The 20,567-nt window shown below is 64.3% G+C and carries 16 protein-coding genes and 1 pseudogene; 11 read left to right on the top strand and 6 right to left on the bottom strand.

Features of this window, described 5'->3' with window-relative positions:
* The first annotated feature begins 64 nt into the window (after positions 1-64).
* The 3 genes from AC0L21_RS18800 (at position 65) to ybaK (ending at position 5,123) form a co-directional block, all read left to right on the top strand.
* Positions 65-1,774, top strand: coding sequence for an NADH-ubiquinone oxidoreductase-F iron-sulfur binding region domain-containing protein (locus AC0L21_RS18800; protein WP_473263296.1), 1,710 nt, complete (start codon positions 65-67; stop codon positions 1,772-1,774).
* Positions 1,771-4,539 carry a formate dehydrogenase subunit alpha gene (gene fdhF, locus AC0L21_RS18795; RefSeq protein WP_473263295.1) on the top strand — a complete coding sequence of 923 codons (2,769 nt, stop codon included), beginning with the start codon at positions 1,771-1,773 and terminating at the stop codon, positions 4,537-4,539. The genes AC0L21_RS18800 and fdhF overlap by 4 nt, the downstream gene beginning before the upstream one ends.
* 110 nt (positions 4,540-4,649) lie before the next feature.
* Positions 4,650-5,123: a Cys-tRNA(Pro) deacylase gene (gene ybaK, locus AC0L21_RS18790; protein ID WP_473263294.1), complete on the top strand. Its 474-nt coding sequence runs from the start codon at positions 4,650-4,652 to the stop codon at positions 5,121-5,123.
* 13 nt (positions 5,124-5,136) lie between these two features.
* Here the strand turns inward: ybaK and AC0L21_RS18785 are convergent, their stop codons facing one another.
* Complete coding sequence (locus AC0L21_RS18785) at positions 5,137-5,832, bottom strand: GntR family transcriptional regulator (RefSeq protein WP_473263293.1); 696 nt, start codon at positions 5,830-5,832, stop codon at positions 5,137-5,139.
* 152 nt (positions 5,833-5,984) lie between these two features.
* On the opposite strand from AC0L21_RS18785, the gene tcuA reads away from it, so the two are divergent.
* The 5 genes from tcuA (at position 5,985) to AC0L21_RS18760 (ending at position 10,386) form a co-directional block, all read left to right on the top strand.
* On the top strand, positions 5,985-7,376 hold the full coding sequence (gene tcuA / locus AC0L21_RS18780) for an FAD-dependent tricarballylate dehydrogenase TcuA (protein ID WP_473263292.1): 1,392 nt from the start codon (positions 5,985-5,987) through the stop codon (positions 7,374-7,376).
* Positions 7,377-7,403: 27 nt separating this feature from the next.
* Positions 7,404-8,432 carry an alpha/beta hydrolase gene (locus AC0L21_RS18775; RefSeq protein WP_473263291.1) on the top strand — a complete coding sequence of 343 codons (1,029 nt, stop codon included), beginning with the start codon at positions 7,404-7,406 and terminating at the stop codon, positions 8,430-8,432.
* A gap of 4 nt (positions 8,433-8,436) precedes the next feature.
* Entirely contained in the window at positions 8,437-9,543 is a 1,107-nt protein-coding gene (tcuB, locus tag AC0L21_RS18770) for a tricarballylate utilization 4Fe-4S protein TcuB (protein WP_473263290.1), read from the top strand.
* Between the two features lie 169 nt (positions 9,544-9,712).
* Positions 9,713-9,967 (top strand): FitA-like ribbon-helix-helix domain-containing protein, encoded by a 255-nt coding sequence (locus AC0L21_RS18765; protein ID WP_473263289.1) that lies wholly within the window; start codon positions 9,713-9,715, stop codon positions 9,965-9,967.
* Positions 9,964-10,386, top strand: a complete 423-nt coding sequence (locus AC0L21_RS18760; RefSeq protein ID WP_473263288.1) for a PIN domain-containing protein — start codon at positions 9,964-9,966, stop codon at positions 10,384-10,386. The genes AC0L21_RS18765 and AC0L21_RS18760 overlap by 4 nt, the downstream gene beginning before the upstream one ends.
* Positions 10,387-10,394: 8 nt before the next feature.
* Here AC0L21_RS18760 and AC0L21_RS18755 read toward each other — a convergent pair.
* Both AC0L21_RS18755 and AC0L21_RS18750 read right to left on the bottom strand, forming a co-directional pair.
* A pseudogene (locus AC0L21_RS18755) lies at positions 10,395-10,612 on the bottom strand (lipase family protein); the annotation flags it as partial.
* A 5-nt stretch (positions 10,613-10,617) separates the two neighbouring features.
* Positions 10,618-14,022: an acyl-[ACP]--phospholipid O-acyltransferase gene (locus tag AC0L21_RS18750; RefSeq protein ID WP_473263287.1), complete on the bottom strand. Its 3,405-nt coding sequence runs from the start codon at positions 14,020-14,022 to the stop codon at positions 10,618-10,620.
* A 536-nt stretch (positions 14,023-14,558) separates the two neighbouring features.
* On the opposite strand from AC0L21_RS18750, the gene AC0L21_RS18745 reads away from it, so the two are divergent.
* Positions 14,559-15,179, top strand: a complete 621-nt coding sequence (locus AC0L21_RS18745; protein WP_473263396.1) for a TetR/AcrR family transcriptional regulator — start codon at positions 14,559-14,561, stop codon at positions 15,177-15,179.
* Positions 15,180-15,193: 14 nt separating this feature from the next.
* Here AC0L21_RS18745 and AC0L21_RS18740 read toward each other — a convergent pair whose 3' ends face one another.
* The 3 genes from AC0L21_RS18740 to AC0L21_RS18730 all read right to left on the bottom strand — a co-directional run bounded on the left by AC0L21_RS18740 (position 15,194) and on the right by AC0L21_RS18730 (position 19,049).
* Positions 15,194-16,501 carry a GGDEF domain-containing protein gene (locus AC0L21_RS18740; protein ID WP_473263286.1) on the bottom strand — a complete coding sequence of 436 codons (1,308 nt, stop codon included), beginning with the start codon at positions 16,499-16,501 and terminating at the stop codon, positions 15,194-15,196.
* A 247-nt stretch (positions 16,502-16,748) separates the two neighbouring features.
* The gene (gene pncB, locus AC0L21_RS18735; RefSeq protein ID WP_473263285.1) at positions 16,749-18,053 is read right to left on the bottom strand and encodes a nicotinate phosphoribosyltransferase; all 1,305 of its coding nucleotides are present in this window, start codon (positions 18,051-18,053) and stop codon (positions 16,749-16,751) included.
* A gap of 51 nt (positions 18,054-18,104) precedes the next feature.
* Positions 18,105-19,049: a LysR family transcriptional regulator gene (locus AC0L21_RS18730; RefSeq protein WP_473263284.1), complete on the bottom strand. Its 945-nt coding sequence runs from the start codon at positions 19,047-19,049 to the stop codon at positions 18,105-18,107.
* Between the two features lie 94 nt (positions 19,050-19,143).
* Between AC0L21_RS18730 and pcaH the strand changes: the two genes are divergently transcribed.
* Both pcaH and pcaG read left to right on the top strand, forming a co-directional pair.
* Complete coding sequence (gene pcaH / locus AC0L21_RS18725) at positions 19,144-19,932, top strand: protocatechuate 3,4-dioxygenase subunit beta (protein ID WP_473263283.1); 789 nt, start codon at positions 19,144-19,146, stop codon at positions 19,930-19,932.
* Positions 19,933-19,936: 4 nt separating this feature from the next.
* Positions 19,937-20,563, top strand: coding sequence for a protocatechuate 3,4-dioxygenase subunit alpha (gene pcaG / locus AC0L21_RS18720; RefSeq protein ID WP_473263282.1), 627 nt, complete (start codon positions 19,937-19,939; stop codon positions 20,561-20,563).
* The last annotated feature ends 4 nt before the right edge of the window (positions 20,564-20,567 follow it).

Below are 20,567 nucleotides of genomic sequence, written 5' to 3'. Positions count from 1 at the left end.
AGGCTGATCGCTTTGGCGATCCGGCCTAGACTGATCACGCATTTGAAGAGAACGCGACCTCTCCATGAGCAGCAACGACGACGTTCACAAGGTTCGCGAGTTCGAACATCCCGGCCAGGGACGGAAGCGCGCCAAGTCCACGCCCAAGGGACGGCAGGTCGATCCCATCGCGTCCCATGAGATCGAGCAACTGCTCGGCGACAGACCGCGGCGGCGTGATCTGCTGATCGAATATCTGCACCTGATCCAGGACAAGTACCGCCAGATATCGGCCGCGCATCTCGCTGCGCTCGCCGACGAGATGAAGCTCGCGTTCGCCGAGGTGTTCGAGACGGCAACCTTTTACGCGCATTTCGACGTGGTGAAGGAAGGCGAGCCCGATATCGCACCGCTGACGATCCGCGTCTGCGACTCTCTCACCTGCGCGATGCTCGGCGGAGAGAAGCTGCTCGCCGATTTGCAAGACGCGTCGGGTCCCGGCATCCGCGTCGTGCGTGCGCCCTGCGTCGGCCGCTGCGATACCGCGCCTGCCGCGGAAGTCGGACATAACTTCGTGGACCATGCGACCGTCGCCAACGTCATGGCGGCGGCGAAGGCTGGCGACACCCACGCGCATCTGCCCAAATATATCGGCTATGACGCCTATGTCGCCGACGGCGGCTACAAGCTGCTCAATCGCCTGCGCTCGGGCGAGCTAGCGACCGACGACCTGCTGAAGGCGCTCGACGACGCCTCGTTGCGCGGTCTCGGCGGCGCCGGATTCCCGACGGGGCGCAAATGGCGGGCGGTACTTGGTGAACCCGGCCCGCGCCTGATGGCAATCAACGGCGACGAAGGCGAGCCCGGCACGTTCAAGGATCGCGTCTATCTCGAAAGCGATCCGCACCGCTTCCTCGAGGGCATGCTGATCGGCGCCCATGTGGTGCAGGCCTCGGATATCTACATCTACCTGCGCGACGAATATCCGGCGTCGCGCGAAATCCTCGAGCGCGAGATTTCAAAGCTCCCGCCGGGCGGTCCGACGCTGCATATGCGCCGCGGCGCCGGCGCCTATATTTGCGGTGAGGAATCCTCGCTGCTCGAGAGCATAGAGGGCAAGCGCGGCCTGCCCAGGCATAAGCCGCCTTATCCATTCCAGGTCGGCCTGTTCGGCCTGCCGACGTTGATCAACAACATCGAGACCTTGTGGTGGGTGCGTGACATCGTCGAGAAGGGTGCCGATTGGTGGAAGGGCCACGGCCGCCATGAGCGGCACGGTCTGCGCAGTTTCTCGGTCTCGGGCCGCGTCAAGAATCCGGGCATGAAGCTCGCGCCTGCTGGCATCACCGTGCGCGAGCTGATCGACGAATATTGCGGCGGCATGGCCGACGGCCATCAGTTCTATGCGTACCTGCCGGGCGGCGCATCCGGCGGCATCCTGCCGGCGGCGATGGACGACATCCCGCTCGATTTCGGCACGCTTGAAAAATACGGCTGCTTCATCGGCTCGGCCGCGATCGTGATCCTGTCGCAAAAGGACAGCGTGCGCGCGGCCGCGTTGAACCTGATGAAGTTCTTCGAGGACGAGAGCTGCGGCCAGTGCACGCCGTGTCGCGTCGGAACCCAGAAGGCCGCGCTGCTGATGCAGCAACCGGTCTGGAACCGCGCTCTCCTGGACGAATTGAGCCAGGCGATGCGCGATGCCTCAATCTGCGGGCTTGGACAGGCGGCATCGAATCCGCTTGCCACTGTGATCAAATATTTCCCTGACGAGTTCAAGGAAGCGGCCGAATGACCAAGATTACGTTCGAGCTCGACGGCAAGCAGGTCGAGGCCAATGCAGGCGAGACGATCTGGCAAGTCGCAAAACGGCAGGGCCGCGAGATCCCGCATCTGTGCTATTCGCCCGCGCCGGATTATCGCCCCGACGGCAATTGCCGCGCCTGCATGGTCGAGATCGAAGGCGAGCGTGTGCTTGCGGCGTCCTGCAAGCGCACGCCATCGGTCGGCATGAAGGTGAAGACCGAGAGCGCGCGCGCTGTTTCCGCGCAAAAAATGGTCATGGAGCTGCTGGTCGCCGATCAGCCGGCGCGCGAGACCTCGCACGATCCGGACTCCAAATTCTGGCACTGGGCCGAAACCACGGGTGTCACCGAGAGCCGCTTCCCCGCCGCCAAGCGTTGGGCGACCGACGCCAGCCATCCGGCCATGCGCGTCAATCTCGATGCCTGCATCCAGTGCGGCCTGTGCGTGCGCGCCTGCCGCGAGGTCCAGGTCAACGACGTCATCGGCATGGCCTATCGCAGTCATGGCTCGAAAATCGTGTTCGATTTCGACGATCCCATGGGCGAGTCCACCTGCGTCGCCTGCGGCGAATGCGTGCAGGCCTGCCCAACCGGGGCGCTGATGCCGGCCGTGATGCTGGACGAGGCGCAGACCCGTGTCGTCTATGCCGACAAGAAGGTGGATTCGCTCTGCCCGTTCTGCGGCGTCGGCTGCCAAGTGACCTATGAGGTCAAGGACGAGAAGGTGATCTATGCCGAGGGCCGCGATGGCCCGGCCAACCGCAACCGTCTCTGCGTCAAGGGCCGCTTTGGCTTCGACTACATCCACCATCCGCATCGCCTGACCAAGCCGCTGGTGCGGCTGCCGAACGCGAAGAAGGATTCCAACGACCAGGTCGATCCGGCCAATCCGTTCACGCATTTCCGCGAAGCGAGCTGGGAAGAAGCGCTCGACATCGCGGCCAAGGGCCTCGTCAAGATCCGCGACGAGAAGGGCGTGAAGGCGCTCGCCGGCTTCGGCTCGGCGAAGGGCTCCAACGAGGAGGCCTATCTGTTCCAGAAGCTGGTGCGCACCGGCTTCGGCTCCAATAACGTCGACCATTGCACCCGTCTGTGCCACGCCTCGTCGGTCGCGGCGCTGTTCGAAGGCCTGAGCTCGGGCGCGGTGTCGGCGCCGTTCTCGGCTGCGATGGACGCCGAAGTCATCATCGTGATCGGCGCCAACCCGACCGTGAATCATCCGGTCGCCGCAACCTTCATCAAGAATGCGGTCAAGCAGAACGGCGCAAAGCTGTTCGTCATGGACCCGCGCCGGCAGACGCTGTCGCGCCATGCGACCAAGCATCTGCAGTTCAAGCCGGGCTCGGACGTCGCCATGCTGAACGCGATGATCCACACGATCATCACCGAAGGGCTGACCGACGACCAGTATATCGCCGGCTACACCGAGGGGTTCGAGGACCTCAAGGAGAAGATCAAGGAGTTCACGCCGGAGAAGATGGAAGCGATCTGCGGCATCCCGGCGCAGACCCTGCGTGAGGTTGCGCGAACCTATGCGCGGGCAAAATCGTCGATCATCTTCTGGGGCATGGGCATCAGCCAGCATGTCCACGGCACCGACAATGCGCGCTGCCTGATTGCGCTGGCGCTGATCACCGGCCAAGTCGGTCGCCCCGGCACCGGCCTGCATCCGCTGCGCGGCCAGAACAACGTGCAGGGCGCTTCCGATGCCGGTCTGATCCCGATGTTCCTGCCGGACTATCAGCCGGTCGGCCGCGACGACATGCGCGGTGCCTTCGAGAAGCTGTGGGGCCAGGATCTCGATCCCGTGCGTGGCCTGACGGTGGTCGAGATCATGAACGCGATCCACGCCGGCGAGATCAAGGGCATGTATATCGAGGGCGAAAACCCCGCGATGTCCGACCCCGATCTCCAGCATGCGCGCCAGGCGCTTGCCATGCTCGATCATCTCGTGGTGCAGGATCTCTTCGTCACCGAGACCGCGTTCCACGCCGACGTCATCCTGCCGGCCTCAGCGTTTGCCGAAAAGGAAGGCTCCTTCACCAACACCGATCGCCGCGTGCAGCTCGCGCGCCAAGTGATCAAGCCGCCGGGCGATGCGCGGCAGGATCTCTGGATCATCCAGGAGATCGGCAAGCGCATGGGCCTGCCGTGGAATTATGCCGGTCCCGGCGATGTCTTCACCGAGATGGCAGAGCTGATGCCGTCGTTGAAGAACATCACCTGGGAGCGGCTGGTCCGCGAGGGCGCGGTCACCTATCCCGTCGATGGTCCCGACATGCCCGGCAACGAGATCATCTTCACCACGGGCTTCCCGACCGCGAGCGGCCGCGGCAAGATCGTTCCGGCCCACGTCATCCCGCCGGACGAGATCCCCGACGTCGAATATCCGATGGTGCTCTCGACCGGCCGCGTGCTGGAGCACTGGCACACCGGCTCGATGACCCGCCGCGCGCAGGTGCTCGACCAGATCGAGCCCGAGGCGGTCGCGTTCATGTCGCCAAAGGACATGCACAGGAAGAAGCTTGCGCCGGGCGATTTCATTCGGCTCGAGACCCGCCGCGGCGCAGTCGAGGTCAAGGTCCGCTCCGACCGCGACGTTCCGGAGAATATGGTGTTCATGCCGTTCTGCTACGCGGAGGCGGCGGCCAATCTCCTGACCAACCCGGCGCTCGATCCGTTCGGCAAGATCCCGGAGTTCAAGTTCTGCGCGGCGAGAGCCGAGCGCGCCGAGATGCGCGACGCGGCGGAGTAGGACGGCGCCGTCATTGCGAGCGAAGCGAAGCAATCCAGACTGCCTCCGCGGCAAGATTCTGGATTGCTTCGTCCCTTCGCTCCTCGCGATGGCGGTGGCAAACATCGTCCATGTCCAAAGCCACCCTAGCCACACGCGCGCTCACAGCCGCCAGTGTTGCCTTCACCGTCCACGCTTACGACTACGATCCCGATGCCGAGAGCATCGGCCTCCAGGCGGCTGCCGCACTCGGTGAGGATCCCGCGCGCGTCTTGAAGACGCTGATGGCGCTCGTCGATGGCAAGCCGGTCTGCGTGATCGTCCCATCCGACCAGGAAGTCTCGATGAAGAAGCTCGCCGCAGCTTTCAGCGGCAAGTCGGCGCAGATGATGAAGCCGCCGGAGGCCGAGCGCCTCACCGGCTACAAGGTTGGCGGCATCAGCCCGTTCGGGCAGCGGAAGCCCGTGCGCACCGTGATCGAGCAGAGCGCGCTCGTTCATGACTACGTGTACGTCAATGGCGGTCAGCGCGGACTGCAGGTGCGGCTCAGTCCAGACGATGTGCGGGACGTCTCGAAGGCGGTTGCCGCAGAACTGGTCGCCTGAGCGCCGCGCTCTGCTACTGCTTTTGCAACAGCTTCAGCCGACAGCGCAGCGCTTCGCGGATGTGTGTGCGCGCGAGCTGCTCCGCTTTGCCGCCGTCGCGAGCCGCGATGGCTTCGATGATGGCCTGGTGCTCACCGTGGCTGGTCGAGGGGCGGCCCGATACAGTGAACGTGGTTGGACCGAGCAGGGCGATCCAGTCCTGCAATTCGCGCGAAGCGTTGTCGAGATAGCGGTTGCGCGCGGCGCGGCAGATCGCCTCGTGGAAGGCGCGGTTGAGCCTTGCCATGTCTCCTACCATGTCGGTCGCGTCGGCCTCGGACGCTTCGACAAAGGCCTGCTCGATATCCCTGAGTGCATCGATCTCGGGCGCCGAGGCGTGCTCGGCCGCAAGTCGGGCGGCGGCGCCCTCCATGATCTCGCGCATCGCATAGAGTTCGAGTACCTCGGAGATGTCGAGGTTGCGTACGATCAGGCCGCGGCCGCCGGCAGGTTCGACGAACCCACGTGCCGCAAGCCGCCCGAGAGCTTCCCGCACCGGGGTGCGGCTGACCTTCAGCCGCTGGGCGACCTCTTCCTCGCGCAGGCGGTCGCCGGCGCGATAGCTGCCGGCCTGCAGCGCCTCGCAGAGCGAGCGGAACACGGCTTCGCCGAGCGCCACGCCGCCGCCGCGCGCGATCGAGCCGCCTGCCTTTGTCGAGCGTTTTGCCATGCGTCCTCGTGGGCTCGCGCATCCTGCCCATGCAGCGGTGGCGCTTGCCGGATGTTTGTATATCTTTGTATACAAAGGTGCAATGGTCCCGGATTGACCGGGGCCGCCAGCGGGGCAGAATGTCTCCAACCTCGTCGCATCGGGCAGACGACATGAGCAGCAAATACGATGTGCTGGTGATCGGCGGCGGCAACGCCGCGCTGTGTGCGGCGATCAGCGCGCGACGCGGTGGGGCGTCGGTTCTGGTGCTCGAAGGTGCGCCAAAATTCTATCGCGGCGGCAACACCCGCCACACCCGCAACATGCGTTGCGCCCATGACGAGGCGACCGAAATCCTTACCGGCCCCTATACCGAGGAGGAGTTTTGGGAAGATCTCCTGCGCGTCACCGGCGGGCAGACTGACGAGGTGCTCGCCCGGCACATGATCCGCGAGTCCAAGGACATCTTGAACTGGATCGTGGAGCAGGGCGTGCGCTGGCAGCCCTCGCTCGGCGGCACGCTGAGCCTCGGTCGCACCAACTCGTTTTTTCTCGGCGGCGGCCGCGCGATGCTGAACGCACTTTATTTGACCGCCGAGAAGCTCGGCGTCGAAGTCGAATACGACGCCGAGGTCACCGACCTCGTGATCGAGGACGGCATGTTTCTTGCCGCCCGCCTCAAACGGCCGATCAAGGGCAACACCGAGATCCGCGCGACGTCGCTGGTCGCCGCTGCCGGCGGGTTCGAGGCCAACATCGAATGGCTGAAGCAATATTGGGGCGAAGCCGCCGACAATTTCCTGATCCGCGGCACGCCCTATAACCGCGGCTCGATCCTGAAGATGCTGCTCGCCAAGGGCGTGCAGGAGGTCGGCGATCCCACCCAGTGCCATGCGGTCGCGATCGACGCCCGCGCGCCGAAATTCGACGGCGGCATCATCACGCGCCACGATTCCGTCGTGTTCGGCATCGTCGTCAACAAGCACGCGCAGCGCTTCTATGATGAAGGTGAGGACATCTGGCCGAAGCGCTACGCGATCTGGGGCCGGCTGGTGGCCGCGCAGCCCGACCAGATCGCCTACATCATCTTCGACTCGACCGTTGTCACCAGCTTCATGCCGACGCTGTTCCCGCCGATCGCAGGGCAGACGATTGCCGAGCTCGCCGGCAAGCTCGATCTCGATCCGGCCGCGCTGGAAAAGACCATCACCGAATTCAACGCCGCGGTGCAGCCCGGCACCTTCGACCACACCATTCTGGACGATTGCCGCACCGAAGGCATCACGCCGCCGAAGACGCACTGGGCGCGCAAAATCGAGGCGCCGCCCTATCTTGCCTATCCGGTACGGCCCGGCATCACCTTCACCTATCTCGGCACGCGCGTGACCCGGGAAGCGCGGATGCTGATGGCTGACGGCAAGCCGTCGGCGAACATGTTCGCGGCCGGCGAGATTATGGCCGGCAATGTGCTCGGCAAGGGCTATGCCGCCGGCATGGGCATGACCATCGGCAGCGTGTTCGGGCGGATTGCAGGACGGGAAGCGGCACGGCACGCGAAGAACTAGGACGAAGAAAAGATCCAGGGAGAAACCATGTCACGCATTGCCACTGCCGCGATCGCGGCGCTGCTGATCGTCGGCCACGCCCAGGCGGCGGAGCCGATCACGCTACGAGACATGGGTTCGTTCCATGTCGGGGGGCGTCTTGTCGAAATCTCGGGGAAGCCGGTGAGGGAGGTCGTGTTCGCGCCCGGCGGGGTGCCGGCCAAGGTCGATCCCAACGGCACGTATCAGGTCGAGCAGATGTACGTGCAATATTTTCTGCCGGCAAACGAGAAGGGTGCCTATCCTTTGCTGATGTGGCACGGCGGCGGATTGACGGGCGTCACCTACGAGACCACGCCGGACGGACGCGAAGGCTGGCTGAATTATTTTCTGCGCAAGGGGTGGGCAGTTTATAATTCCGACGCGGTAGAGCGCGGACGCGCGGGCTGGGCGCAGTACCCTGATATTTTCAAGAGCGAGCCGGTCTTCCTGACCACGGCGAATCCGTTCGAGCGTTTCCGCATCGGCGATGGACCGAACTCATACGATCCCGATCCCGCCAAGCGAAGATTGTTGCCGGGCAACCAGTTCCCCGTTGAGGGTTACGAGAATTTCGTCAAGCAGAACGTGCCGCGCTGGACCACGACCGACGATGCGACCATCGCGGCCTATATCGCCGAGATCGATCGCGTCGGCCCCTCGGTGCTTCTGTTCCACAGCCAAGCCGGCACCTTCGGCTTCAAGGTCGCGCAAGCCCGTTCCGACAAGGTCAAGGCGCTGATTGCGATCGAACCGGCCGGCACCGGCGATCCCGCCAAGGCGGATGTGCTGAAGAACATCCCGACCCTCATCATCTACGGCGACTATATCGAGCGCGATTCGCGCTGGCCCAAGATCCGCGCCAATGGCATCGCCTTTGCGGACGCCATCAAGGCGGCCGGGGGCAGCGTCGACATCGTCGATCTTCCGCAGGCCGGCATCAAGGGCAATTCGCATATGGTGATGATGGACAAGAACAACCTCGAGGTCGCGGCCCTGATCCAGAAATGGCTCGAGGGCAAAGGCCTGACGAAGTAAAGCCATGCACGGAACCAGAACTTTGGACGAAGCCGACCGCCTGATGACGGTCTGCAATTCCTGCCGTTACTGCGAGGGTCTTTGCGCGGTATTTCCCGCCATGGAGATGCGCCGCGCCTTCGCCGATGGCGACCTCAATTATCTCGCCAATCTCTGCCATGGCTGCGGCGCCTGCTACGTCGACTGCCAGTTCTCGCCGCCGCACGAATTCAACGTCAACGTCCCGCAGACCCTGGCGATCGCGCGTGCGGAATCCTACGCGGCCTATGCCTGGCCGCAGGCGCTGTCCGGTGCCTTCGCGCGTAACGGTCTCGTCATCAGCATCGTCGCCGCGCTCAGCATGGCCGCCTTCATCCTCGGCTTTGCGGCCCTGAACGACCGCAGCGTGCTGTTTGGCGTGCACACCGGCCCCGGCGCGTTCTACAAGTTGATGCCGCACAACGCGATGGCGGCGTTGTTCAGCGCCGCCTTCCTTTATGGGATCTTCGCGCTGGTGATGAGCGTGCGTGCGTTCTGGCGGGATATCGGCCCGCCGATCGGTGGCCGTGCGGACGGTGGCTCCATCTTTCAGGCGATGCGCGACGCTGGTGAGCTGCGCTATCTCCATGGTGGCGGCGTCGGCTGCTACAATGAGAATGACAAGCCGACCGACCGGCGCAAGCTTTTCCATCACCTGACCTTCTACGGCTTCCTGCTCTGCTTCGCCGCGACCTCGGTCGCCACGCTGTATCACTATCTGCTCGGCCGCGAGGCGCCGTATCCGTGGTGGGATCTGCCGGTGGTTCTCGGCACGCTCGGTGGCATCGGCCTGATCATCGGGCCGATCGGCCTGTTCGTCGCCAAGATGCGGCGCGATCCGGCGCTGCTCGACGAGCAGCGCTACGGCATGGATGTCGGCTTCATTGCCATGTTGTTCCTGACCGGTTTCACCGGCATGTTGCTTCTGCTCTTGCGGGAGACCGTCGCCATGGGACCGCTGCTGGCGCTGCATTTGGGTGCAGTGTTCGCGCTGTTCATCACCATGCCCTACGGCAAGTTCGTGCACGGCATCTATCGCTTCGCGGCACTGGTGCGTTATGCGCAGGAGCGCCGCGGAGAAGGAGGTTCTTGAGATTCAGGCGGTGCGGAAGCGGGTTTCGCGCAGGTGCGCGGTAGAGAGAAGAAGTTCGGCATCCCGGTTAGGAGGTTCGGCGGCGCGTGAGCGCCGCAATCACTCTTGAACAATGCTAGCAAAGGTTCTAATTTGATAGCATTGCAGTCAGTCTCCGGAGGATGCCATCATGGCCGCCGTCACCATCCGCAACCTTTCCGAGGAGGCGCATCGCGCCTTGAAAGTCCGCGCGGCGCAGCACAATCGCAGTGCGGAAGCGGAAATGCGCGCCATTCTGGAGGCCGCAGTGCGTCCCGAGGGCCGGCTGCGGCTTGGCACCGCTCTTTCGGAGATGAGCCGGAAGATCGGCCTCACCAATGCCGACGTCGAGGCACTTGAACATGGCCGCGACGCGCGTCCCGCTGAGCCGGTGCGCTTCGAATGATCCTGCTCGATACCAATGTGGTCTCCGAGGCTATGAAGCCCGAACCGCATCCATCGGTCCGCGACTGGCTCGACGCCCAGGCGGCCGAGACGCTGTTTCTCTCCAGCGTCACCATTGCTGAACTGTTGTTCGGGATCGGCGCGTTGCCGCGCGGCAAGCGTAGGGACAGGCTGGCAGCTGCGCTTGACGGCGTGCTGGACCTGTTCGCGGCCCGCATTCTGCCCTTCGATACCGCCGCGGCGCGGCGCTATGCCGATCTCGCCGTCAAGGCGCGCGCGGCCGGGAAAGGCTTCCCCACGCCCGATGGCTATATCGCCGCGATCGCCGCCGCGCACGGGTTCGCAGTGGCATCGCGCGACACGAGTGCGTTCAAGGCTGCCGGTCTGACGATAATCGATCCCTGGATCGTGACCACCTGACGGGGGGCGGGCGCATCACGTTCTGCGAAATCGGTGATCGCCGGGTGGATCTCGCGAGCGCTGCAATCGGCTTCCTGCGGCTCGCATAGTCGATGTTGAGTGTCGCGAACCCGGTCGCCTGGAGTGCCCGCTCAAGACGTTTCAGGATGCGAAGGTGCGGGGCGATGCCATGGAGCAGTACCACTCCCGGGCATCGCGCGCTGCCCATGTCGGGCGCCTTGGACATCTCTCTTAGGCAACCTCGCGCTCCGCGCTTGAGGCCTGCTCGCGGGCCATCGTCGTTGCGGTGACATAGTCGGTCTTGCCGGTGCCGAGCAGCGGCACCTTGTCGACCACCATGATCGCCGCGGGAACGGTCAACTCGGACGCGCCGATCGCCTTGGCCTGGCCCTGCATCGCACTGCGCTCGGCGTTCTTTTCCGTTGTCAGCAGCACGATGCGCTCGCCCTTGCGGGGATCCGGGATCGACACCGCGACCGATGCGGCCTGCGGCCACAGCGTCATCGCGATGTTCTCGACCGCCGACAGCGAGACCATTTCGCCGGCGATCTTGGCAAAGCGCTTGGCGCGGCCCTTGATGGTGATGAAGCCGGCCGGGTCGATCGCGACGATGTCGCCGGTGTCGTGCCAACCCTCGGCGAGCGGTTCGAGCACGCCCGGATTTTCCGCCCGCAAGTATCCGAGCATCACGTTCGGTCCGCGCACCGAGAGGCGTCCGCCTTCCTCGATGCCGGGGACCGGGTCGAGGCGGCTTTCCATCAGCGGCGACAGGCGGCCGACCGTGCCGGGGCGGTTGGCCATCGGCGTGTTCATCGCCAGCACCGGCGCGGTCTCGGTGACGCCGTAGCCTTCGAGGATGCGGATGCCGTAACGCTCCATGAAGACCTGCCGGGTGCGATCCTTGACCGCTTCGGCGCCGGCGATCACCAGGCGCAGGGTGCGGAAGTCATAGGCATGCGCCGAGCGGGCGTAGCCGGTGAGAAACGTGTCGGTGCCGAACAGGATCGTGGCGCCGGTCTGGTAGATCAGCTCGGGCACGATCCGATAGTGCAGCGGCGAGGGGTACATGTAGATCGGAATGCCCGCGAGCAGCGGCATCATCATTCCCCCGGTCAGCCCGAACGAGTGGAACACCGGCAGCACGTTGAACACCTTGTCATTGGCGTTGGCATCGACTCGCGCCAGCGCCTGTGAGGCGTTCGCAAGGATGTTGCGATGGGAGAGCACAACGCCCTTGGGTGTGCCTTCCGAGCCCGACGTGAACAGCACGACGGCCGGATCGCTCGCCTGGCGGACGACGCGCGGCGTAGTACCGGCGAGCAAGCCCTTGATCTTGTCGGCCGTGCCGATCGAGGCGCGGACATCCTCGAGATAGACGACGCGAACTTCCGCGGAGATCGCCGCCATCAGCTTGTCGAGCTTGCCCTTCTCGATGAAGGCCTTGGACGTCAGCACGGTCTTCACCTGTGCGGCCTTCATGGCGGCGAGGACGTTGACCGGGCCGGCCGAGAAGTTGAGCATCGCGGGCACCCGGCCGATGTTTTGCAATGCCATGAAGACGACGGCAACGCCCGCGGAATTCGGCAGCAGCACGCCGACATTCTCACCGATAGCGGTGCCGTTCTCCAGCTTCCGGCTCAAGACCTGCGCGCCCAGGATGAGCTTGCGATAGGTCAGCTTGGTACCGAGCGCGTCCTCGATGATGACCTTGCCGGTGTCGCGGTCGCGGTAAGCGTGTCCGAGCGCCTCGAACAGGGTGTGATCGAGCATGGCGTTCTTCACCATCGCGTCGATCATCACGTCCTGAAGTGCGGCGCCCGCAGCATTGCGGCGCGTCTTGCCCTTGAGCGACGGATCGACCGGAAGCTTGACCGGCGGCAGGATGGTGACGGTCACCCGCGGAAACCACGTGCGCTTGATCTGGCTGCCGTTGAGATAGCTGAGATGCGACCGTTGAGCGCCTTCGATGCGGACCGGGACGACGACCGCGTCGGCCTTGTCCGCGATCATCGCGGTGCCGTCATAGACCTTCATCAGCGAGCCGGAGACGGTGATGCGTCCTTCTGGGAAGATCACCACCGGCTCTCCGGCGGCGACGAGCTTGATGAGGTCGCGCGCGGCCAGCGGCTTACTGGGGTCCATGGTGTAGTGCTTGACCACGCGCAGGAACGGCTTGGCCCACCAGGCCTTGGCGATGCCGGTATCAACCGCGAAGCTCGCGTCGATCGGCAGCACGGCGTGCAGCAGCGGGCCGTCGATCAGGCTGACATGATTGGGCGCGATCAGCATGCGCGTGCCAGCAGGCGGCAGGTTCTCCAGCCCGCGGACCTCGGTGCGGAACAGCGCGCGGAACAGCAGCCCGCCAAAGTCGCGCACGCCTTCCTTGCCCCACTTCGTCAGCACGAACCAGACCGCGCCGAAGCTGGCGACGCCGAGGCCGAAGAAGATCCAGCCGATGTGCAATCCGCCGGCCTGCAGCAGCGCGACGAACAGCGAGCCGGCCACCATGAAGGCGGCCTGCAGCACGTTGCCGGCGGCGATGATGCGGGCGCGCTCGGAGGGGGCGGACCAGGCCTGGACGGCGGCGAAGGACGGAACCACGAACAGCCCGCCGCCGAATGCGAAGGCGACGAAATCGAGCAGCATGCGCAGGCCCGCGAACGAGGTCGCGAAGTCGGCAGCGGTGATGTCCTGCCCCTTGGTGGTCACGCCAATCGCCCAGGCGAGGTCGAGGCCGGCAAACCCCATCATGATGGCGCCGATCGGCACCAGCGCGAGGTTTGGGCGAACGTGGCTCAGATTCGCGGCGAAAAGCGAGCCGATGGCGATGCCGATTGCGAAGATCGCGAGACACAACGTCACCACGCTCTCGGTGCCGCCGATGATCTCCTTGACCAGTGCCGGCAGCAGTGAGAGCACGATGGCGCCCACCAGCCAGAACCAGGAGACGATCACGGTGCCGTCCCACAGCCGGTGATCCGCGTGCAGCGTCTTCAGCAGGCCGAGCGTCGAGGTCCAGGGATTGGCGTTGACCAGAAGATCGGGTGCAGACGGCGTCGTCGCGGGAATGCGGGAGGCGAAGGTCCAGGACAGCAGGGCCAGCACGACCACGGCCGATGCGACCCAGCCCATATGCGCGGAGCCGGCCACGAACTGGCCGCCGGCAACGGTGCCGAGTAGGATGGCCATGAAGGTCGCGCCTTCGACCAGCGCGTTGCCGGTCGCGAGCTCGCCGAGTTCGAGCTGGTCCGGCAGCATCGAATATTTCACGGGACCGAACAGCGCGGCGATGACGCCGAACAGTGCGAGCGCTGCGAACAGCAGCGGCACCGAGTGCAGGAAGAAGCCGGCCGCGGCAAAGCCCGCGGCAAAGATCTCGGCGAATTTGAGCCGCCTTGCGACGACGGATTTGACGTATTTGTCGGCGAGTTGGCCGCCGAGCCCGGACAGGATGAAATAGGGGAAGATGAAGACGGCGCCTGCGACCGTCACCAGCGCATCGCCGTGGCCGGTCGCGGCACTGTAAAGCAGGATGATGACGAGTGCGTTCTTCAGCACGTTGTCGTTCAGCGCCGAAAAGAATTGCGCCCAGAACAGCGGCGCGAAGCGGCGTGACGACATCAAATCCCTGATCATGACTAGTCCTGTTTTGGAAACGCTGTCTGAGGTTGTTTCATTGTCGGATGGGCGTCGGGACCGGAGGAGATGCGACGGGCATTTGCGGGTTGACGACGATCGTCCCGGCCTGCTCTGCGCCTTTGCCTTCCGATCCTGTTGGTCTCCGCGTGGCGTGGTTTGGTTCGCAAATGGTTGGTCGCGGCTCTGTCACGCTCCGGCAAGGCGGCGTGCTCGCCTCAGGTGAGATGGGCTAGGCGGCGAAAGGGCGAGAGGCGGCCGAGCAGGCTAATGCGGCGGCCCTCATGACGGGCACGGCCGCGGTTAGCCCGCCACATCCGGAAGGTCGCCCGGCGCTCGGTCAGGACGCCGGCGATGTCGCAGGCATTTGCGATGCGATCGATCGGCCCCGTCGCGAACCGCAGGAGGGCGCGGCCAAATCCGGTCACGAGAGCTATGGCGTCATCGACGAAGGTGGAGGCGATATCAACAGCGAGGGTTTGCATTTTGCAGGTCTCCGGGTTAGCTTGAACATTGTTCAAGTGAGTATCCTGAAAATGAACAATGTTCAAGACGAATCGTTGCGAGATCGAAAAAAATCTCGCCGGCGGCAGCAGATCGTGGAGATCGCTCGCGGCATTATTGCAACTAAGGGATTGAAATCGTTGAAAGTCCGGGACGTTGCGGACGCCGCCGGCTGCTCGGTTGGCAGCGTCTATAACGAGTTCGGTGACTTCGACGGCGTGATCCTGACTGTGAATCGGGAGACCGTTAAGGCGCTGACGGTGCGGTTGGGCCAGGTTCCGGCCGAGGATCCGGTTCGCCAGCTCTACGGGCTGGCCGCGACCTATCTCGAATTCTTCGCGGAGCACGCCAATCTGCTGCGCTCGCTGTTCGAACATCGGATGGAGGACGACCGCCCTTACCCCGATGACATCCTTCAGATGGTGATGGACGCCTTCGCGCTGATGCATGCGCCCCTGGTGCGGCTGCTTCCGAAGGCAGACGACGTGCAGATCGCGCTGCTGTCACGCACCCTGTTTTCCGCCGTGCACGGGATCATCTCGCTCGGCCTCGAAGAGCGCATGGTGGCCGTACCGCCGCAAATGCTGCGCCAGCAGGTCGAACAATTTCTGGATGCGCATCTCGCGGGGCTCGGGATTCTGCCCATACGATAAAGTGCTGAGCGCTGCTATGCGCTGGCGGACTTGCGTTGCCGAGAGGTGACGACGATGACGTCCGTCGTCCCGTTGTCGACCTGAACACGGTTACGTCCGTTCTCCTTGGCCCGATAGCAGGCGGCATCCGCGCGCCGCATCGCGTCCTCGAGCGTGGCGTTGCCGTCGGTGATGCAGGCAACGCCGATGCTGGCGGTCACGGCAAAGCAACGATCGTCCCAGGCGAAGACGGATAGCTCGAGCGCCCGGCGCAGCCGTTCGGCGATATCGACGGCGTCGTACGGCGTGCATTGCGGAAGGATTAGGCCGAATTCGTCACCGCCGAGCCGGGCCACCAGGTCATGCGGCCGCCGCTCCTGCTGAAGGAGACGCGAAATCTGGCGGAGCAGGCGATCGCCGGCGAGGTGACCGCAGCTGTCGTTGACGTCCTTGAACTGGTCGAGATCGAGCAGGATCAGGCCCAGCGAACCCGCCGCGGTGTCGTCCAACTCGCTTTGCAGGCGCGCCTCGAAGGCGCGACGGTTGGACAAGCCGGTCAGCCAATCGTGCGACGCCTGCCAGGCCAGGCGCTCCTTCTCGGCATGCAGGGCATCCTCGAACGCCTGTCGTTGCAGCACCAATCGCCGCGTGTGCCAGATCAGGAGCAGGATCAGCGTCATGGCTGTGACGATATTGACGCCAGTCAGCGTCATCTTGATGGCGCGGGAGCCTTCGCCGAGAACGGTGGAGAACCGGTTGGCGTGCACCGTGAACTGGGTGTTGAGCTCTGATAGCCGCGACGACAACAATTGCAGGCGGTTGCCGTCCCGAACCGGCCCGTTCTTCAGCTCTGACCGGATGACCTCGCCGAACACGCTGAGCTCCAGCAGCATGGGGTCGGTGGCAGCCCACTCGCGGATCGCTTCCTTGAGAAAGCTGACCTGTTTGAAGTAGCGAAACAGCCAGATCAACCCCGGCACATCGTCGGGGTGGTTGCCGCCTTGCAGGAATCCGATGCGGGCGGCCTCGACGTCGACCGGATCGCGCTCGAGCGCCCAGCGCGCGAACTCGTCGCCGATGGGAACGGCCAGCGAGGTCTGATATTGCGCAAACTGGCTGGCGTCGCCCGAATGCAGATAGAGATTGAGGAAATAGACGGCGTTCTTCTGCGAGCGCGACCACAACGCTTCGCCCGCGACATAGGCGCGGACCGAGGACATCACCTCCAGGCTGAATCCGGCAATCGCGGCCTGCAGCAGGACGACCGTGACGAAAGGCGAGACGAGCTTGATGACGTGAAGGAAGCTGCGTCCCTTCGTTGACGGCGCTGTTCTGCGAAACACTTTGCGTTTCCCCAAGTCGCTCGACGACCCCAGCGGAGCGATCCGCTCATAACGCGGATTACGCGCGAAAGGTGCTTAACTCGACTTGAAAATGCCAGGAGACTGCGTCGCAGGGTGAAGGCGTTGTGAAGCGGATGCTGGCAGATCGTTGCAAATGCCGCAGAACCGGAACTGACGCGGCATCGGCGAGCCGATGTCTCGCATTCGCCCCAAGTGGTTTACCTGATGGAGAGAGATTGCTCTGGCGCTAGACCAGCACCGGCTTGCGCACGCGGCCGGCATCGCCGAAGACGCGCAAATAGCGCTCGATCTCCGAGGGCAGGCCGGTCGCCTTCTCGGGATTGTCGGAAAGCTTGACGGCCGGATGTCCGTCGACCGACGACACCTTGCAGACCAGCGAAATCGGATCGAGATTGAACGAGCCGTCGGGTGTGCAGCCGACGAAATCATTGGTGAGATTGGTCCCCCAGCCGAAGGAGAGCCGCACCCGGCCGGTGAAGTGGTGGTAGGTCTCCTCGATCGAGCCCACGTCCATCGCGTCGGAGAACACCAGCAGCTTGTCCCTGGGATTGCGGCCCTTCTGCTCCCACCATTTCATGATCTCCTCGCCGGCCTGGATCGGCGGCGCGCTGTCGGGGCGGAAGCCGGTCCAGTCGGCAACCCATTCCGGTGCATCGCGCAGGAAAGCCTTGGTGCCGAAAGCGTCGGGCAGCGCGATCAGGAGGTTGCCGCCATAGGTCTGGCGCCACTGGTCGAGGATGCGATAGGGCGCCCACCGCAGCTCCTCGTCGTCGCTGGCGAGCGCCGCCGCGACCATCGGCAGTTCATGGGCGTTGGTGCCGATGGCTTCGAGATCATTGTCCATCGCGAGCAGCACGTTGGAGGTGCCGATGAAGGACGGGCCCAGGCCTTCCTTCACGGCCTCCACGCACCAGCGCTGCCAGAGGAAGCCATGGCGGCGACGAGTGCCGAAATCGGACAGCCGCAAGCCATCCAGCTTGCGCAGCCGCTCCACCTTGGTCCACAGCTTGGCCTTGGCGCGGGCATAGAGCACGTCGAGCTCGAAGCGGCCGCGGCCCTTCATCGCTGCCCGCGAGCGCAATTCGTTGAGGATGGCGAGCGCAGGAATCTCCCACATCGTGGTATGGCTCCACGGCCCGTGGAAGTGCAGCTCGTACTGGCCTTCGACCTTGCGCAGCTCGTATTCGGGCAGCCGGAATTCGGCGAGCCAGCGGATGAAGTCCGCCGAGAACATGTGGGTCTTGCCGTAGAAAGTGTTACCGGCAAGCCAGATCAGCTCTTTCTTGGTGAAGCGGATGGTGCGGGCGTGGTCGAGCTGGGCGCGCAGTTCGCCCTCGTCGATGATCTCGGCGAGCCGGACATGGCGCGATCGGTTGATGACCGAGAAGGTCACCTGCTGATTCGGGTAAGATTCCCGAATCATTTGCAACATCAATAGCTTGTAGAAGTCGGTATCAAGCAGGCTGCGGATGATGGGATCCAGCCGCCAGCTGTGATTGTAGGTCCGGCTCGCAATGTCGGTCACTGTCATGGGGGAATTCTAGCGTGGCGGCCCCGGCGCAACCAGTGGGTTTGACGGGGATCAGGTTTTCGCGGGGGCGGGGTGCGAGGCCGTCGCCGCCACGGTCTCGAGCTGGCCTCTGATCCAGCGATGCGCCGGGTCCTTCTGATAGCGCTGGTGCCAAACCACGTACATCGGCAGCTCGGCCAGGGTTCGCGTGCGTGAGGCCAGAGGAATCGGTACCTGCGCGAAGCCGTGCATCACGCCGGGCGCCAGCAGGCTCGGCATGCTCGCCAGCATTTGCGAGCCACGCAGGAAGGACGGCACGCCGGAGAAGCTCGGCACCGAGATCGCGATGTCGCGGTGGAAGCCGTTGGCTGCAAGCCGGCGGTCGAAGTCGAGCCGCTCATTGTCAGTGTAGACCACCGTGATGTGACGCGCCGCGAGATAGGCGCCGCGCGTTGCCGGCGCGGCACGCGCTTTAGGGTCGTAGTAACAAACGTAATGGTCTTGCAGCAGGCGCTTCTGCACGATGTCCACGCCGGATGGCGGCAGCGGCGTGATCAGCAGATCGCAGCGGTTTTCCCGCAGCATCGCCGGCGAGGGCGACTGCGAGGGGATCACGCGCAGGTTCAGGCTCGTCACTTGCGCGGCGACATGATCGAAGAACCGCGGCAGCAGCAGGTCGCGCTGGAAGTCATTCGCGGCGATTGTCAGTGAAAGCTGCGCGCTCGCCGGCTCGAACGTGACGCCGCCGGCAAAGCTCCGCATCTCGTCGATCAGCGCTCGCGCCTTTGCCGCGAGCGCCTGGGCGTGCGCCGTGGCCACAATGCCGCGGCCGGATTTGGCGAACAGCGGATCGCCGACGATCCGCCGCAGCTTGTTGAGGGCGTGGCTGACCGCGGATTGTGTCAGGCCGAGCCGCGTTGCGGCGGCCGTCACGGAGCCCTCTTCCAGCACCGCCAGGAACAGCTCCAGCGCGTGGCCATCGAGTGCCAAATGATCGATTTTGTTCATGGAATTCATTATAATCGATCTATTTATCTTGAGAATAGCCGGCGCCATCATCTCCCGATAAATCGTGCGCCCAAACGGAGCGCCAGAGGGAGAGACAACGCCGATGCATGCCCAGGCGCCAGCCTTGCGGGATCCCCGCCTCAACCACCCCGAGCCGTTCACGCCGCCGCTCGGTGACGGCGGCTTCTTCCAGCGCGACCGTTCCATGCATCCGCCCGCGCACGCGCCGGGCTACAAATCGTCGGTGCTACGTTCGCCGCGCCAGGCGCTGCTGTCGCTTGAGAACTCGGTCTCGGAGATTACGGGGCCGGTGTTCGGTCACAACGACCTCGGCGCGCTCGACAATGATTTGATCCGCAACTACGCCAAGGACGGCGATCCCGTCGGCGAGCGCATCATCGTCCACGGCCGGGTGCTGGACGAGACCGGCCGCGGCGTGCCGAACACGCTGGTCGAGTTCTGGCAAGCAAATGCCGGCGGCCGCTACCGGCACAAGAAGGACACGTATCTGGCGCCGATCGATCCGAATTTCGGCGGTTGCGGTCGCGCGCTGACCGACGGCACGGGCTACTATTATTTTCGCACCGTGAAGCCGGGACCCTATCCCTGGCGCAACTACGTCAACAGCTGGCGTCCCGCTCACATCCACTTCTCGGTGTTCGGCTCGGGCTTCGCACAACGTCTGATCACCCAGATGTACTTTGAGGGCGATCCCCTGATCCCGGTCTGCCCAATCCTGACGACGATCCCGGACAAGGATGCGCTGGAGCGTCTCGTCGCGCCGCTCGACCTCAACGCATCGGCTCCGTTCGACTCGCTCGCCTACCGCTTCGACATCGTCTTGCGCGGCCAGCGCTCCACCTACTTTGAAAACCGCACCGCAGGGAACTAGGTCCATGCCGCAGCCGCTCAACTACCTCAAGGAAACCGCCTCGCAGACGGCCGGGCCCTACGTCCATATCGGGTTGATCCCGGCCATGGCCGGCTTCGACATTTTCGAGAAGAACTTCTCCAACGTGCTGGTGGCGCCGAACACGCAAGGCGAACGCATCACGCTGGAGGGCAAGGTGATCGACGGCAGCGGCACGCCGCTTCGCGACGTGCTGCTGGAGATCTGGCAGGCCAACGCGGCCGGCCGCTACAACCATCCGGCTGATCGGTCGACCGGCGCGCTCGACGAGGAATTTCGTGGCTGGGGCCGCGCCGGCTCCGACTTCGAGAGCGGTCTCGTCACCTTCGAGACCATCAAGCCGGGCGCGATCATCGACAAGACGGGCCGCAAAGGGGCTCCGCACATCAATGTCTGGATCGTCGCGCGCGGTATCAACATCGGTCTCAACACGCGCCTCTATTTCTCGGACGAAGAGGCCGCCAACGCCGCCGACCCCGTGCTCAACCTGATCGAGCAGCCGGTCCGGCGCTCGACTCTGATCGCAAAGCGCAGCGAGCGCGCCGGCAAGATAGTGTATTCCTTCACGATCAATTTGCAGGGGCCGGAAGAGACGGTGTTCTTCGACGTGTGATCGT

The sequence above is a fragment of the Bradyrhizobium sp. WSM4873 genome, from assembly GCF_055811355.1.
Note: the sequence above shows the minus strand (reverse complement) of the source record. Positions and strands in the feature narration are given on the sequence as shown.

Bases quoted from the DNA above. Each gene is read 5' to 3' on its own strand.
- AC0L21_RS18800 (WP_473263296.1), top strand. From the start codon at position 65: ATGAGCAGCAACGACGACGTTCACAAGGTTCGCGAGTTCGAACATCCC.
- fdhF (WP_473263295.1), top strand. From the start codon at position 1,771: ATGACCAAGATTACGTTCGAGCTCGACGGCAAGCAGGTCGAGGCCAAT.
- ybaK (WP_473263294.1), top strand. From the start codon at position 4,650: ATGTCCAAAGCCACCCTAGCCACACGCGCGCTCACAGCCGCCAGTGTT.
- AC0L21_RS18785 (WP_473263293.1), bottom strand. From the start codon at position 5,832: ATGGCAAAACGCTCGACAAAGGCAGGCGGCTCGATCGCGCGCGGCGGC.
- tcuA (WP_473263292.1), top strand. From the start codon at position 5,985: ATGAGCAGCAAATACGATGTGCTGGTGATCGGCGGCGGCAACGCCGCG.
- AC0L21_RS18775 (WP_473263291.1), top strand. From the start codon at position 7,404: ATGTCACGCATTGCCACTGCCGCGATCGCGGCGCTGCTGATCGTCGGC.
- tcuB (WP_473263290.1), top strand. From the start codon at position 8,437: ATGCACGGAACCAGAACTTTGGACGAAGCCGACCGCCTGATGACGGTC.
- AC0L21_RS18765 (WP_473263289.1), top strand. From the start codon at position 9,713: ATGGCCGCCGTCACCATCCGCAACCTTTCCGAGGAGGCGCATCGCGCC.
- AC0L21_RS18760 (WP_473263288.1), top strand. From the start codon at position 9,964: ATGATCCTGCTCGATACCAATGTGGTCTCCGAGGCTATGAAGCCCGAA.
- AC0L21_RS18750 (WP_473263287.1), bottom strand. From the start codon at position 14,022: ATGATCAGGGATTTGATGTCGTCACGCCGCTTCGCGCCGCTGTTCTGG.
- AC0L21_RS18745 (WP_473263396.1), top strand. From the start codon at position 14,559: ATGAACAATGTTCAAGACGAATCGTTGCGAGATCGAAAAAAATCTCGC.
- pncB (WP_473263285.1), bottom strand. From the start codon at position 18,053: ATGACAGTGACCGACATTGCGAGCCGGACCTACAATCACAGCTGGCGG.
- AC0L21_RS18730 (WP_473263284.1), bottom strand. From the start codon at position 19,049: ATGAATTCCATGAACAAAATCGATCATTTGGCACTCGATGGCCACGCG.
- pcaH (WP_473263283.1), top strand. From the start codon at position 19,144: ATGCATGCCCAGGCGCCAGCCTTGCGGGATCCCCGCCTCAACCACCCC.
- pcaG (WP_473263282.1), top strand. From the start codon at position 19,937: ATGCCGCAGCCGCTCAACTACCTCAAGGAAACCGCCTCGCAGACGGCC.